Origin of the sequence: Leucobacter chromiireducens (assembly GCF_051993095.1) — a bacterium.
Lineage (GTDB): Bacteria > Actinomycetota > Actinomycetes > Actinomycetales > Microbacteriaceae > Leucobacter > Leucobacter chromiireducens.
Window position 1 is genome coordinate 2,538,893 of record NZ_CP197024.1, and the last position, 14,987, is coordinate 2,553,879.

A 14,987-nucleotide genomic window follows, 5' to 3' on the forward strand; every position below is an offset into this window, starting at 1 on the left:
TTGCTGCGCCGAATCTGGGATCACCAAATGCGGTGTCTGTGCCGCCACAGTACAAGCTTGCGCGGGCTTTCGCCCGCGTACGCGCCCGGATGCCACGAAATTCGGCGTGTCTCGATCGGGATCGCGAGCGCCCGCGAAAAACGCAGCGCGGGCGCCCGCACCGAAGTGCGAGCGCCCGCGCGCGTGCGTGCCGACTCAGCCGGCGGGTGCCCTAGCTGTAGTTGCCGGGGTTGAACTCGTCAGCCGTGAAGCTGTCGAAGTCCACAAACGAGAGGTCGTTCTCGTCGAAGGTGCCCTCGGTGGCGAAGAGGCGGTTCGGGTAGCGCTCCGCCTTCGCCTCCTCGGTCGCCTCAACGGTCACGTCGCGGTAGGTGCTCAGGCCGGTACCGGCCGGGATGAGCTTACCGATGATGACGTTCTCCTTGAGACCGATCAGCGGATCCTTCGAGCCCTCCATCGCAGCCTGCGTGAGCACGCGAGTGGTCTCCTGGAAGGAAGCCGCCGACAGCCACGACTCGGTCGCGAGCGAGGCCTTGGTGATACCCATGACCTCGGGACGGGCCGTTGCCACGCGCTTCGTCTCGATCAGCGCCTCGCGGTTGATCCGCTGGTAGCGCGAGCGATCAACGAGCTCACCCGGAAGCAGCTCGGTCTCGCCGTGGTCGACGACGGTGACCTTGCGCAGCATCTGGCGCACGATGACCTCGATGTGCTTATCGTGGATCGGCACGCCCTGCGAACGGTACACGCCCTGGACGCCCTCAACGAGGTACTTCTGCACCGCGCGCTCACCGGGAATGTGCTTGCCATTCTCGGTGGAGCCGACCTGCAGGATGTCCTTCGGATCCAGCGTGCCCGCGAGGAACGGCTGGCCGAGCTCGACGTGATCGCCGTCCGCGACGAGCAGCGTCGAACGCTTCAGCACGGGGTACGCCTTCTCCTCGGTGCCGTCATCCGGCGTGAGGAGGATGCGACGGCTCTTCTCGGTGTCCTCGATCGTCACGCGGCCTGCGGCCTCGGCGATCGGGGAGGCGCCCTTCGGGGTACGCGCCTCGAAGAGCTCCTGCACGCGGGGCAGACCCTGCGTGATGTCGTCAGCCGATGCCGAACCACCCGTGTGGAAGGTACGCATCGTCAGCTGGGTACCGGGCTCACCAATCGACTGTGCCGCGATGATACCGACAGCCTCGCCGATGTCCACGCGCTGACCGGTCGCAAGCGAACGGCCGTAGCAGGTGGCGCACACGCCGACCGCAGACTCACAGGTGAGCACGGAGCGCACCTTGATCTCGGTAACGCCTGCGGCGATGAGCTGATCGATGAGCACGTCGCCCACGTCAGAGCCGGCCGCAGCAACGGTGGCACCCGAGGGATCCACAGCGTCAGCTGCGAGCGTACGGGCGTAGACCGAGTTCTCAACGTTCTCGTCGCCGACCAGCACGCCGTTGGCGTCTGCTTCAGCGATCGGGAGGTCGAGACCACGGCGGGTGCGGCAGTCCTCTTCGCGGATGATGACATCCTGCGAAACGTCCACCAGACGACGGGTCAGGTACCCCGAGTCAGCGGTACGCAGAGCGGTATCGGCCAGACCCTTTCGCGCACCGTGGGTCGCGATGAAGTACTCCGCCACCGACAGGCCCTCGCGGTAGGAGTTGATGATCGGGCGGGGGATGATCTCGCCCTTCGGGTTCGACACCAGGCCACGCATACCGGCGATGTTGCGGATCTGCAGCCAGTTACCACGAGCACCCGACGACACCATACGGAAGATGGTGTTGTCCGCGGGGAACGCGTCGCGCATCGCGGCGGCGACCTCGTCGGTTGCCTCCGTCCAGATCTCGGTGAGTGCCTTGTGGCGCTCGCTGTCCTGGATCATGCCGCGATCGTAGTCGCGCTGAACCTTCGCGGCGCGCTTCTCGTGCTCCGCGATGATCTCTGCCTTGTTCGACGGCGTCACGATGTCCGACAGGGCAACCGTCACGCCCGAGCGCGAAGCCCAGTAGAAGCCGGCGTCCTTGATGCGGTCGAGGGTCGCAGCGACCTCCACCTTCGGGTAGCGCTCGGCCAGGTCGTTGACCAGAGTCGAGAGCGAGCCCTTGTCGGCCACAGCCTCGAAGTAGACGTAGTCCGCGGGCAGCGCCTCGTTGAAGATCGCGCGACCGAGCGAGGTCTCGACGAGCACGGGCTTGTCGTGGGTCACACCCTGGGCATCGGTGTAGCCGATAAGACGGATCTTCGCCTTGGCGCCGAGGTCGAGGGTACCCTCGTCCATCGCGAGGATTGCCTCCGCGATCGAGCCAAACGCACGGCCGGTGCCGACCGCACCCTCCTTGATGGTCGTCAGGTGGTGCAGACCGATGATCATATCCTGCGAGGGCAGGGTCACCGGGCGGCCGTCCGACGGCTTCAGGATGTTGTTCGACGCGAGCATGAGCACGCGGGCCTCAGCCTGCGCCTCAACCGAGAGCGGCAGGTGCACTGCCATCTGGTCACCATCGAAGTCGGCGTTGAACGCGGCACACACGAGCGGGTGCAGCTGGATCGCCTTGCCCTCAACGAGCTGCGGCTCGAACGCCTGGATACCGAGGCGGTGCAGGGTCGGTGCACGGTTGAGCAGCACGGGGCGCTCGCGGATGATCTCCTCGAGCACGTCCCAGACCTCGGAACGCGCGCGCTCCACCATACGCTTCGCGGCCTTCACGTTCTGCGCGTGCGACAGATCCATGAGGCGCTTGATCACGAACGGCTTGAAGAGCTCAAGCGCCATCTGCTTGGGCAGACCACACTGGTGCAGCTTCAGCTGCGGGCCGACAACGATGACCGAACGGCCCGAGTAGTCGACGCGCTTGCCGAGCAGGTTCTGACGGAACCGGCCCTGCTTGCCCTTCAGCATGTCGGAGAGCGACTTGAGCGCACGGTTGCCGGTGCCCGTGACGGGGCGGCCGCGGCGGCCGTTGTCGAACAGTGCGTCGACAGCTTCCTGCAGCATGCGCTTCTCGTTGTTCACGATGATCTCGGGAGCCCCGAGGTCAAGCAGGCGGCGCAGACGGTTGTTGCGGTTGATCACGCGGCGGTACAGATCGTTGAGATCCGAGGTCGCGAAGCGGCCACCGTCGAGCTGCACCATCGGGCGCAGCTCCGGCGGGATCACCGGAACAACGTCGAGCACCATTGCGGCCGGGCTTGCACCCGTCTGCAGGAAGGCGCTGACGACCTTCAGGCGCTTGATCGCGCGGATCTTCTTCTGGCCCTTGCCCTCAGCAATCTGCAGGTGCAGCGTCTCCGCCTCAGCCTCCAGATCGAATGCCTCAAGGCGCTTCTTGATCGCCTCGGCGCCCATGTAGGCCTCGAAGTAATCGCCGTAGCGGTCCATGAGGTCCGCGAAGACCGCGTCCTCGGGCTTGAGGTCGCCGACCTTCAGGTTGCGGAAGTCCTCCCACACGCGCTGCAGACGAGCGATGTCGTCGTCGAAGCCCTTGCGGATGGCGGTCATTTCCTTCTCAGCGGACGCCTCTGCGCGGCGACGCTGATCAGCCTTCGCCCCCTCTGCCTCAAGCGCGGCGAGGTCAGACTCGGCCTGCTGCTGACGCTGAGCGATCTGGATGTCGCGCTGGTCCTCGAGCGCCTTCAGCTCGAGCCGCAGCTCGGCCTCAAGCTCAGCGAGATCCTCGTGGCGGCCCTCTTCATCGATGTCGATGATCATGTACGCAGCGAAGTAGATGACCTTCTCGAGGTCCTTCGGCGCCATATCGAGCAGGTAGCCGAGACGCGACGGCACACCCTTGAAGTACCAGATGTGCGTAACCGGCGCGGCGAGCTCGATGTGGCCCATACGCTCACGGCGCACCGACGACTTCGTGACCTCGACGCCACAGCGCTCACACACGATGCCCTTGTAGCGGACACGCTTGTACTTGCCACAAGCGCACTCCCAGTCCCGGCTGGGACCGAAGATCTGCTCGCCGAACAGGCCGTCCTTCTCCGGCTTCAGCGTGCGGTAGTTGATGGTCTCCGGCTTCTTAACCTCACCGAACGACCAGCTGCGGATATCCTCGGCGGTCGCCAGGCGGATCTGCAGCTCGTTAAAACTCGTACCCTCGAGCAAAATGTTCTCCTTGGTAGCTAAAAGTCTGGTCCGGCTTAGATCTCGTCCACAGACGAGGTCTCGAAGCGGCTGGACAGGTTAATGCCGAGCTCTTCTGCCGTACGGTGAGCCTCATCGTCGTTGTCGCGCAGGTTGACGGCGTTGCCGTCAGCCCCGAGCACCTCGACGTTCAGGCAGAGCGACTGCATCTCCTTCATGAGCACTCGGAACGACTCGGGCACGCCCGGCTCCGGAATGTTCTCGCCGCGCACGATGGCCTCGTAGACCTTCACGCGACCCAGGATGTCGTCGGACTTGACCGTCAGGAGCTCCTGCAGCGCGTATGCGGCGCCGTAGGCCTCGAGTGCCCACACTTCCATCTCACCGAAGCGCTGGCCACCGAACTGGGCCTTACCGCCGAGCGGCTGCTGGGTGATCATCGAGTAGGGGCCCGTCGAACGCGCGTGGATCTTGTCGTCGACCAGGTGGTGCAGCTTCAGGATGTACATGTAGCCGACCGAGATCGGGTACGGGTACGGCTCGCCGGAGCGACCATCGAACAGGCGGGTCTTGCCGCTCGAACCGATGAGACGCTCGCCATCGCGGGTCTCGAGGGTCGAATCGAGAAGACCTGCGATCTCCGCCTCCGACGCACCGTCGAACACGGGGGTCGCGACCTTCGTGTTCGGCGCAGCCTCGAGCGCTGCCTCGGAGAGCTTCGCAGCCCACTCGGGAGACCCGTCGACCTTCCAGCCCTGCTTCGCGATCCAGCCGAGGTGGATCTCGAGGACCTGACCGAAGTTCATTCGGCCGGGGATACCGAGCGGGTTCAGGATGACATCAACCGGCGTACCGTCCGCGAGGAACGGCATGTCCTCAACGGGGAGGATCTTCGAGATGACGCCCTTGTTGCCGTGACGGCCTGCGAGCTTGTCGCCCTCGGTGATCTTACGCTTCTGCGCAATGTAGACCACCACGCGCTGGTTGACACCCGAGCCGAGCTCGTCGTCGTTGTCGTTCTCCGCGTCGAAGACCTTGACGGACGTGACCGTGCCGGAGACGCCGTGCGGCACCTTCAGCGACGTGTCGCGCACCTCGCGGCTCTTCTCGTTGAAGATCGCACGGAGCAGGCGCTCCTCAGCTGAGAGCTCAGTCTCGCCCTTCGGCGTGACCTTGCCGACGAGGATGTCGCCGGGCGCAACCTCGGCGCCGATGCGGATGATGCCGCGCTCGTCGAGGTCCTTGAGCGCCTCCATGCTGGCGTTCGGGAGGTCACGGGTGATCTCCTCCTTGCCGAGCTTGGTGTCGCGGGCATCAACGTCATACTCCTCGATGTGGATCGACGAGAGCGTGTCGTCCTTCACCAGGTTCTGGCTCAGGATGATCGCGTCCTCGAAGTTGTGACCCTCCCAGGACATGAACGCGACGAGGAGGTTCTTGCCGAGCGCGAGCTCGCCGTTCTCCGTTGCGGGGCCATCGGCGATAACCTCGCCGGCCTCGATCCGCTCGCCAGCCTTGACGATCACGCGGTGGTTGTAGTTCGTGCCCTGGTTCGAGCGGTCGAACTTGCGCATGAAGTAGCTCTTCGTGCCGCCCTCATCCTCCTGGATGGTGACGACGTCAGCCGAGACGTCTGCAACAACGCCCGCCTTCGCCGCGGTGACCACGTCACCGGCGTCGATTGCGGCGTAGCCCTCCATACCGGTGCCCACAACGGGCGACTCGGAACGGACGAGCGGCACGGCCTGACGCTGCATGTTGGCACCCATGAGGGCGCGGTTCGCATCGTCGTGCTCGAGGAACGGGATCAGCGAGGTCGCAACCGACACCATCTGGCGCGGCGAGACGTCCATGTAGTCCACGCGCTCGGCGTCGACGAGCACCACCTCGGAGCCACGGGGGCGCGCGAGCACCTGCTTCTCGGAGAACTTGCCGTCCTTCGTGAGCGGGGCGCCGGCCTGCGCGATGAGGTACTCGTCCTCCTCGTGCGCGGTGAGGTAGTCCACCTGGTCGGTGACCTTGCCCTGGAGCACGCGGCGGTACGGCGTCTCGATGAAGCCGAACGCGTTGATGCGCGCGAAGGTTGCGAGTGCACCGATCAGACCAATGTTCGGGCCTTCAGGGGTCTCAATGGGGCACATGCGGCCGTAGTGCGAGGGGTGAACGTCTCGCACCTCGACGCCTGCGCGGTCACGCGAGAGACCGCCGGGGCCGAGCGCGGAAAGACGACGCTTGTTCGTCAGACCCGCGAGCGGGTTGTTCTGGTCCATGAACTGCGACAGCTGCGAAGTGCCGAAGAACTCCTTGATCGCGGCCAGCACGGGACGCGTGTTGATCAGGGTGTTCGGCGTGATCGCCTCAATGTCCTGCGTGGTCATGCGCTCGCGGACCACGCGCTCCATGCGCGAGAGACCGGTGCGGACCTGGTTCTGAATCAGCTCGCCAACCGCGCGGATACGACGGTTGCCGAAGTGATCGATGTCATCGGTATCGAGACGCACGTCGATGACCTCGCCGTCACGGACGCCGGGGAGCGTCTCGGTGCCGGCGTGCAGGCCAACGAGGTACTTGATCGTCGAGACGATGTCCTCGAGGGAGAGCACCGAATCGGTGATGGGTGCATCGATCCCGAGCTTGCGGTTGATCTTGTAGCGACCCACCTTGGCAAGGTCGTAGCGCTTCGGGTTGAAGTAGCTGTTGTCGAGGAGCGCACGCGCAGCCTCGATGGCCACCTGCTCGCCCGGACGCTGCTTGCGGTAGATGTCCTTGAGGGCTTCCTCCTGAGTGAGGATGCCGTCCTTCTCGAGCGTCAGAGCCATCGACTCGTAGCCGGCGAACTCCTCGAGGATCTCCTCGCTCGTCATGCCGAGCGCCTTGAGGAACACGGTGACCGACTGCTTGCGCTTGCGGTCGATACGCACGCCGACCTGGTCGCGCTTGTCGACCTCGAACTCGAGCCACGCACCGCGGCTCGGGATCACGCGAGCGGTGAAGACGTCCTTATCGGAGGTCTTCTCCTGCGTGCGGTCGAAGTACACGCCGGGGCTCCGGACGAGCTGCGAGACGATGACGCGCTCGGTGCCGTTGATGATGAACGTGCCCTTGTCGGTCATGATGGGGAAATCGCCCATGTAGACCGTCTGGCTCTTGAGCACCTGCGTCTCGGTGTTGTAGAACGCCGCCTCGACGTACAGCGGAGCCGCGTACGTCTTGCCGCGCTCCTTGCACTCCTCGATGGTGAACTTCTGCTCGTCGAGAATCGGGTTCTCGAAGGACAGCTGCATGGTGCCAGCGTTGTCCTCGATCGGGGAGATCTCGTCGAAGATCTCCTCCAGACCGCTCTTCAGTGCGATGTCGTCGCGTCCCTCGGCCTGGGCTTCGGCGACGCGCTCCTTCCAGACATCGTTACCGACGAGCCAGTCGAAGCTCTCGAGCTGCAGTGCCAGCAGGTTAGGCACCGACAGCGTGTCGGAAATCTTGGCGAAGGAGAGGCGCTGGTGGGCGCGCCCGTTCTTCGGTTGGGTGGATGACGATGCGTTGCGCGCAGCAGCCAAGGAAACTACCTCCGTGGGCCCCGTCGGGCCGGTTGACCTGGTCTTGCGAGAATTGCATGTAACGAAACACAATTCGGGGCTCATCTGCGCTTTCGCGCCAGCTCCCGGGGCCCACCGCCATATGCAGGCACACTAGTGTCCGAAGTGCAACTATTGATAATAACAGGATCTTCACGGACTGTCCAGCGCCAACCCTCTAGGGTATCGACATGGCTTCCCTCTCCCCCAAATCGGCCCCGCGATCAGCCGCGACGCCTGCCCTACAGAGCCGGCGGCTTCGTGCCGCGGCGCCCTGGGCCTGGGTAGGAGTCGCGCTCGTCATCGGGGTGAGTTGCTTCTTCCGTTTCACGACCGGCGGTCCATTCGGTGTGGATGTGTGGTGGCACGGCGTTGCCGGAGTCACTCGGGGTTCGCTCCCCTACGCTGTCGCCGTGTTCTTTGCCGAGATCGGCGGGGGCCTCGGCGCGGCGGCCTGCGCCGCGATCGTCGCAGCGCTCCTCCTCGCGATTCGGCGGAGCCGTGATGCCGCAGCAGTGGCAACGGCGATGCTCGGCGGGGTGCTGCTCTCGGAGGCGCTGAAGTCGTTCGCGCTGCGCCCGAGGCCCTGGGATCAGCTCTACCCGGTGCACGGCAGTTCCTTCCCCTCAGGTCACTCGCTCGGCGCAGCATCACTCGCGGTCTCGATTGCGCTCGTCGTTGCGTACGCCCCAGAGGTCTCCGCGCGGATCACTCGGTTGACGTGGGTGCTCGCGTGCGCCTGGCCGCTCCTCATGATGTGGAGCCGCACGGCGCTCCACGCGCACTGGTTGAGCGACGTGCTCGCCGGCGGTCTCCTCGGCGCATGCGTGGCGATTCTGTCTCGGTGGCTGTGGTTCCGCAACGCGCCGCCGCCTACCCTGGGCCGTCGCCGCACGAGCTGACGATCGCACGCCTCTCGCTCACACCCGGCATCCCGGGCCCGAAACTCGGAGTTTTCCACGGCGCACTACGCCCGCCGCGGAATGCCCCTCGGCTTCGCTCGAGCGCGCGTAGGATGACGGCATGATCGATCAGAATGACACCGCGGGGCAGGGCGACACCACCGCGCAGGGCGATACCACGCCGAACGAAACGGTGATGTTCGGCGCCGATTGGTGCGGCGACTGCCGCCGCGCCAAGATGATCTTCGACCGCGCCGGGGTGCAGTACCGGTACGTCGATTTGGTGCAGGATCCGGCTGCAGCGGACGTGGCAAAAGACATCAGCGGCCGCACGAACATTCCCGTGATTCTGTATCCCGACGCCAGCCACCAGGTTGAGCCGTCGAACGCTGACCTGCAGCGCAAAATCGAAGAGCTCGGGCTCGGGCGTGCCTGACCCCACGCGAGGTGCACAGCGATGAACCTGCCGGAGCCGATCACGCTGTCCTCGGGGCTGAGCGCGGAGGTCGAGGAAGATCGCTGGGTTCCCGGTGCCGTCCAACTTGTCGTTGACGGCACACCGCAGTCGCACGTCAATCTGGCAGACCCGAGCGAACTGTTCTTCGAATACATCCGCCGGATCGGTCACGTGATCGACCTCTTCCGCACGCCCGGTGCACCGATTTCAGCGCTGCATCTCGGCGGCGGAGCGTTCACGCTGCCGCGTTACGTCGAGGCCACTCGCCCCGGAAGCCGGCAGCAGGTCGTTGAACTCGAGGGTGCGCTCGTTGACCTCGTGCGCGAGGCTGCCCCCCTCCCGAAGCGCGCGAGCATTCGTGTTCGCCGCGGCGATGCGCGCGCGGTGCTCAGCAAGCTCCCGGCCGGCATGCAGGGCGCTATGGACCTCGTCGTCGTCGACATTTTTGCGGGCGCGCAGACCCCGGCTCACGTCTCGAGCATCGAGTTCTACGAGCTCATTCGGCCGCTCCTCGCCCCGAACGGGCTGGTTGTCGTGAACGCCGCTGACGGTGCGGGCCTCCCGTTCGTCCGCGGCCAGGCGGCTACGCTGGCCCAACTCTTCACCTCGGTCGCCGCGATCGCGGAACCGCAGGTCCTCAAGGGACGCCGCTTCGGCAACGTCGTGTTCGTTGCGTCGCAGACGGACCTCGAGGCGCTCGACTGGCTGCCGCGCCTCCTCGCGGGCGGCCCGCACCCAGCGCGCATGCTCGTGGGCCAGGAGTTTCGAGACTTCAGCCGCGGAGCTCGCGCGATCACCGACGAGACGGCGGTCGCCTCGCCGCTGCCCGCTCGGGAGCTGTTCGAACGTGGCTGACCTCGCCCGAGTGCGAGTGTGGGCCGACGCCCTGATCCGCACGCACCTCGACCCAGCGCTGTGGTCGTTTGGCTTCGACCACGCGAAGCGCCGGGCTGGGCAGTGCAACTTCACGGATCACCGGATCACCGTGTCGCGCTACCTCGCCGCAAAGTTCGAGGACGACGAGATCCATCAGGTGCTCCTACACGAGGTGGCGCACGCAATCGCGGGCCCCACCGCGGGGCACGGCCCGTCCTGGCGTCGCATCGCGGCCGAGCTCGGGTATGTCGGCGGCCGCACCCACGACGGCGAGATCGCTCACGAGCATGCGCCCTGGGTCGGCCAGTGTCCGGGGGGCCACGAGCACTATCGTTTTCGCCGCCCCACGCGGCAGACCTCGTGCGGCAAGTGCAGCCGCGGGTTCTCCCCCAAGCACCTCATCGCCTGGCGCCGACGCGCCTGACCGCCGGCACGAGCAGCGCGGCGCTCACGGAAGTCAGAATCCGGCTAGCAGCCGACGCTGGCGAGCGCCTGGCGCAGCAATGCACCCCGGCCGCCGCCGAGCTCGGCGAGCGTGTCCGCCGAGAGCGCCTCCTCCGGCGCCATCCAGGTGACTTCGAGGGCGTCCTGTCGCGGGTTACACGTGCCCGTCACCGGCACCACATACACGAGCGACACCGCGTGCTGGCGCTCATCAACGAACGCAGAGATGCCCGGCATCGGAAAGTACTCGGCCACCTGCACGGGCACCAGAGCCGTGGGCATCTGCGGGAACGCCATTGGCCCCAGATCGTCCTCGAGATGCCGGAACAGCGCCTCACGCAGCGGCTCGCCGAAACGCACGCGGCCCGACACGAAAGCGCGGGTCATCACGCCGTCCGGAGTGCTGCGCAGCAGCAACCCCACCTCTGACACCTGGCCGAGCCCGTCCAGGCGCACGGGAACCGCCTCGACGTACACGATGGGCAGTCGCCCACGCACGAACTCAAGCTCCTCCGCGCTCAGCCAGCCAGGGTTCCCCGCGGGCGCCGGGCGATCCTCGGGCCCCTCGGGTTCCGGCAGTTCGGCGGTGTCAATGCTCATGAGGCCATTGTGCCCCACGAAGCCGCGGATCCGCCGGATCACCGATCTCCCGTGCCAGATTGTCAGGCACGATCCCGCGCGTCTCAGCCCGCCGATTCCGCCCGCTGCGGCGACCGAACTTCGGCAGCGGCAGCACCTTCGCAACGGTGATCGCAACATATCCGAGTGTGTTGATCGCCACGAACGTCGCGAACACGGTGAACCAGGGTTCGCTCAGCAGGCTCTGTTCGAACAGGATGCCGCCATGCCGGATCACCGTATGCACCATCTCCGCGTTCATGCGTCGGCACTTCCCGCCTTCTCAGGGCTCGGCAGGTGTTTCCAGGCTCCTTGCCGCCCCAGGCTGATATCGAGGATGCCCTTCAAGAACACAATGTTCAGGAAGAGCGAGTAGGCCAATTCAGGGAAGACAGTGAGCGCGAGCAGTCGTGCACGCCACCCGCCCCGCCAGACGGTCACTACGCGTTCGAGCACAAAGAGCGCGCCCACACCCAACCAGAAGGGAAACCACACCCAGGTGTCCATCGCGAGCAGCATGATGATCATGAGTGCGAGGTAGCTTGACAGTGCAATCGTGCTGTACCCGATCCCGAGCTGCTGTGCCCAGTAGCGAAACGTGACGGGCGTCAGCCCATACGCACCCAGGTTCTCGAGCGCACCGCGCTGCCAACGCAGGCGCTGCGCCCACAGCATCCGCCAGTTCGGCATGAGTTCTGTCGTCACCGTGCACTCGCTCGGCGAGGTCATCAGTGCCCCCAACGACTTCAACGCGATGGTGAGTTCGTTGTCTTCCGTCAACGCGACGGTGTCGTACACATCGCCGGCAATGCCGGGGAGATCAACACCACGCGCAGAGGCAACCGCGCGCAGCGCAGCGGATCGGAAGACCGTAGCAGTTCCCGTCAGCACGAACGGGCGCCCCTGTCGCCGCTCGATTTGCCGCGCATAGCGCGTGTACTCGTCGCGCTGAAACTGCCCGATGAGGCCGTGCCCGTCCTCCCCGTGGAATAGGCCTCCGACCGCCATCAGCGCTCGGTCGTCAGTGAAGCGGCGCTCTGCGGTCTCGAGGAACTTCTCCCCGAGCCCGGTATCCGCGTCCATGATCATCACCGTGTCATTCGGGCCGAGCTTCGGAAGGAGTTCGCGCAGCGCCTGGTTAAGTCCGCCTGCCTTCTTGTGCTGATTCGCGACGGTCTCACGTACGTCAACTCCCGCGTTGAGGGCAACCTCAACAGTCTTGTCGGTGCAGTTGTCTGCGACGACGATGACGCGGTCTGGGCGGCGCGTTTGCGCAGCGAGCGAAGCGAGGGCCCCGGGAAGTGCCGCTTCCTCGTTGTGCGCCGGGATCAGCACGGTCACTGTGACCGGCCCGTGGTACACGCCCCGCGTCTCCGCCATCACACGCCGCGGGGTGAGGACACGACGCTGCACGGTCGCGGGACTGCGACGATACCGGTTCGTCACGAAACGCTCCACGAGCGCAATCCCAGCGCCAACAAGCAGCGCGATCGCGATCGCGGTGAGCAACACGCTTGTTGAGGGCAGCTGCGAGTTGTAGAGCACGGTCCACACGCCAGCGAGCGTGGCGTGTGCAGGAGCCCAGAGCGGCGGCGGTTCGGTCGCCGAAACGACCCAGATCAGGATCGCCGCAGCCGCAACCACAATGAGTAGCACGAGGAGACCCACTCCGCGTTGAAATCTGTGTCCGCGCACGTCACTCTTTTCGTCCCCGGCGGCACCACACCGCGCCAGCGCCAATTATTCCAGGCCACGCGGCCGGCAGTGACTTGCCGTGCCGAGTTATGGTGGAAGCATGTCTTCCCCCGCAGCGCAGCACCCCAACTCCCTGGCCACCGCGCAGCCGCGCCGCGTCGCTCTCGTGCAGATCGCGAGCCCGCGTTCGGAGTCACGCGAAGAACGAATCGCGCGGGTCGCCGGACTGCTGCGCGCGCACCCCGGCGCCGATCTCTACGTCTTGCCGGAGCTGTGGAGCGCGGGGTACTTCTCGTTTGAGCGCTACGACGAGCTTGCAGAGACGCTTGCTGGTCCGACCGTGGCGATGGCGCAGCACCTCGCACGCGAGCTCGGTGCGTCGATCCATCTCGGCAGCATCATCGAGCGCGCCGCCGACGGCGCGCTGCACAACACCGCCGTGCTCGTCGACGCGACCGGAGAAATCGCACAGACCTACCGCAAGATCCACGTGTTCGGCTATCAGTCGCTCGAGTCCGAGCTGCTCACGCCGGGCACCTCGCTTGGCGTGAGCAGCAGCACGCTCGGCCCCACCGCGAGCATCACGTGCTACGACCTCCGTTTCCCTGGGCTCTGGCAGGAGCTCAGCGACCGCGGCGCAGAAACCGTCATCGTCCCGGCGGCTTGGCCCGCCGCGCGGCGAGAGCACTGGCGCGTGCTCACGCAGGCCCGTGCGATTGAGCACCAAATGTGGGTCGTCGCGGTCAACGCGTGCGGCGCACAGGGCGACGTCGAGCTGGGCGGATACAGCCGCATCGTGGATCCCGCGGGCGTGGTGCTCGCCGAGCTCGGCGCTGACGAGGAAGTGCGCATCGTCGAGGTCGACCTCGGCCGCAGCGCCGCCGTTCGCACGGAGTTCCCGGTGATCGCTGACCGGCTCGACGCCGCACGGTACCGCGGGCTCAGCGCCTAGCGCAGGCGCCGAGCGCGAGCACCGATCAGCCGAGCCCGCGCCGGGCCGGCCTACTCCGGCATCACCTGCACGTCGGGGCCGAGGATCGCTGTGGATGCTGCCACCTGCGCGGCCGCGGTCGTTCCGAAGCGCGTGCGTTCAAGCAGCGCATCCGCCCCGGCGAGCGGCGTGATGCTCAGGTTCTTTCGTGCCATCAGATCACCCGCGGCTTCCTCCTCTGCACTCCAGTCGTAATGCATGTACGTGAGTACCGCGGTGGGCGACTCCACCCGCACCGGCCCACCTTCGGCCTCGCGCACGAGGTCGAAGGCCGCGATCACACCGGTGCGCTGATCGAGCTCGAGCTGCGTGTTGAGCATGTTGCCGAGCGAGTACCAGACGAGGGTGCGGCCGCCGCCCGCACGGTCGAGCCAGGTGACGGGCTGCAGCACGTGCGGACCGGTTCCAATGACCACGTCTGCGCCGAGATCCGCAACCTGTTGCGCGAAGGCGCGCTGCGCATCGTTCACCTCGTGCGAGTCCTCGGTGCCCCAGTGCGCCGACACCACGACGACATCGGCTGCGGCACGTGCTTTCTCCAGCAACTCGGTGACGAGGGCAGTATCCGACATCATGTTGAGCGATACCCCGTCGATGGGTGCGTTCGAGTATTCGGCAAACGAGATGAGTGCGACGTTCACGCCCTCGGCGTCGAAGACGTGCACCTCGCGCTGCTCGGCCGCGCTGCGGTTTGCCCCTGAGACCACCGCGGGCGCGAGGCCGTCCCACGCGGCCCGGGTGGCGGCGATGCCAGCGGTGCCCTTGTCGGCGGTGTGGTTCGTTGCGGTGTTCACGAGATCGCACCCTGCGCCGCCACGCAGATCGCGCGCGAACTCGGTAGGCGCGTTGAACGTGGGATAGCCGCTGATGCCGAACTCGACCCCGGCGCTCGGCACCTCCTGGTTACAGAAGGTCACATCGGCTGCATCGAGCTGCGCACGAATCCCCGCAAAGAACTGCGCGTAGTCGTAACTGCCGCCCTGCTGCTCAGCGGCCGCGTTCACGGCGTCGTGCGGCAGCATGTCGCCCATGGCAATCATGTGCACGGGGGCGGGTGACGCGGGCGTGGGATCGGGGCTTGGCGTCGGTGCCTCAGTTGGCGCCTGCGTCGGCTTCGGAGACGCGGCCGGGGCCTCGGCCCGCTTCGGAAGGAGCGCCAGCGCCCCCGCCGCGGCTGCCGCCAACACGAGCGCGGCGACCGCGATCCACACCGTCAGCTTCTTGCCGCGCGACATTTCGCGTCGAACTCGTGCGCGACCAGGATCTTCGCTGCCCGGCATCGGCGTGTGCTGATCTCTGCCATCCGTCATGCACTCAGCCTAGCCGCGGCCCAGCCGCGACTAGGCTG

The 14,987-nt window shown here is 66.1% G+C and carries 11 protein-coding genes; 5 read left to right on the forward strand and 6 right to left on the reverse strand.

Annotated features, from left to right (window positions below; all coding sequences use genetic code 11):
• Nucleotides 1-211: 211 nt before the first annotated feature.
• Nucleotides 212-4,105, reverse strand: a complete 3,894-nt coding sequence (locus ACR81A_RS11500; RefSeq protein WP_440311869.1) for a DNA-directed RNA polymerase subunit beta' — start codon at nucleotides 4,103-4,105, stop codon at nucleotides 212-214.
• 35 nt (nucleotides 4,106-4,140) lie between these two features.
• The gene (rpoB, locus tag ACR81A_RS11505) at nucleotides 4,141-7,638 is read right to left on the reverse strand and encodes a DNA-directed RNA polymerase subunit beta (RefSeq protein ID WP_440311870.1); all 3,498 of its coding nucleotides are present in this window, start codon (nucleotides 7,636-7,638) and stop codon (nucleotides 4,141-4,143) included.
• Nucleotides 7,639-7,847: 209 nt separating this feature from the next.
• On the opposite strand from rpoB, the gene ACR81A_RS11510 reads away from it, so the two are divergent.
• The 4 genes from ACR81A_RS11510 (at nucleotide 7,848) to ACR81A_RS11525 (ending at nucleotide 10,315) form a co-directional block, all read left to right on the forward strand.
• Nucleotides 7,848-8,558 (forward strand): phosphatase PAP2 family protein, encoded by a 711-nt coding sequence (locus ACR81A_RS11510; protein WP_440311871.1) that lies wholly within the window; start codon nucleotides 7,848-7,850, stop codon nucleotides 8,556-8,558.
• A 196-nt stretch (nucleotides 8,559-8,754) separates the two neighbouring features.
• Complete coding sequence (locus ACR81A_RS11515) at nucleotides 8,755-8,994, forward strand: glutaredoxin domain-containing protein (protein WP_237462404.1); 240 nt, start codon at nucleotides 8,755-8,757, stop codon at nucleotides 8,992-8,994.
• A 21-nt stretch (nucleotides 8,995-9,015) separates the two neighbouring features.
• A complete protein-coding gene (locus tag ACR81A_RS11520) occupies nucleotides 9,016-9,870 on the forward strand; it encodes a spermidine synthase (RefSeq protein ID WP_440311872.1) in 855 nt (284 codons plus the stop codon).
• Nucleotides 9,863-10,315, forward strand: coding sequence for a SprT-like domain-containing protein (locus ACR81A_RS11525; RefSeq protein WP_202380987.1), 453 nt, complete (start codon nucleotides 9,863-9,865; stop codon nucleotides 10,313-10,315). Before ACR81A_RS11520 ends, ACR81A_RS11525 begins: the two co-directional genes overlap by 8 nt.
• Nucleotides 10,316-10,359: 44 nt before the next feature.
• On the opposite strand, the gene ACR81A_RS11530 is transcribed toward ACR81A_RS11525, so the two are convergent.
• The 3 genes from ACR81A_RS11530 to ACR81A_RS11540 are packed head-to-tail and all read right to left on the reverse strand — an operon-like array spanning nucleotide 10,360 to nucleotide 12,609.
• On the reverse strand, nucleotides 10,360-10,935 hold the full coding sequence (locus ACR81A_RS11530) for an NUDIX hydrolase family protein (protein ID WP_202380986.1): 576 nt from the start codon (nucleotides 10,933-10,935) through the stop codon (nucleotides 10,360-10,362).
• Complete coding sequence (locus tag ACR81A_RS11535; protein WP_202380985.1) at nucleotides 10,925-11,215, reverse strand: hypothetical protein; 291 nt, start codon at nucleotides 11,213-11,215, stop codon at nucleotides 10,925-10,927. The genes ACR81A_RS11530 and ACR81A_RS11535 overlap by 11 nt, the downstream gene beginning before the upstream one ends.
• Nucleotides 11,212-12,609 (reverse strand): glycosyltransferase family 2 protein, encoded by a 1,398-nt coding sequence (locus ACR81A_RS11540; protein WP_440311873.1) that lies wholly within the window; start codon nucleotides 12,607-12,609, stop codon nucleotides 11,212-11,214. The genes ACR81A_RS11535 and ACR81A_RS11540 overlap by 4 nt, the downstream gene beginning before the upstream one ends.
• A gap of 139 nt (nucleotides 12,610-12,748) precedes the next feature.
• Here ACR81A_RS11540 and ACR81A_RS11545 point away from each other — a divergent pair, with 139 nt between their 5' ends.
• On the forward strand, nucleotides 12,749-13,600 hold the full coding sequence (locus tag ACR81A_RS11545; RefSeq protein WP_202380983.1) for a carbon-nitrogen family hydrolase: 852 nt from the start codon (nucleotides 12,749-12,751) through the stop codon (nucleotides 13,598-13,600).
• A gap of 50 nt (nucleotides 13,601-13,650) precedes the next feature.
• On the opposite strand, the gene ACR81A_RS11550 is transcribed toward ACR81A_RS11545, so the two are convergent.
• A complete protein-coding gene (locus tag ACR81A_RS11550; protein ID WP_440311874.1) occupies nucleotides 13,651-14,949 on the reverse strand; it encodes a CapA family protein in 1,299 nt (432 codons plus the stop codon).
• Between the last annotated feature and the right edge of the window lie 38 nt (nucleotides 14,950-14,987).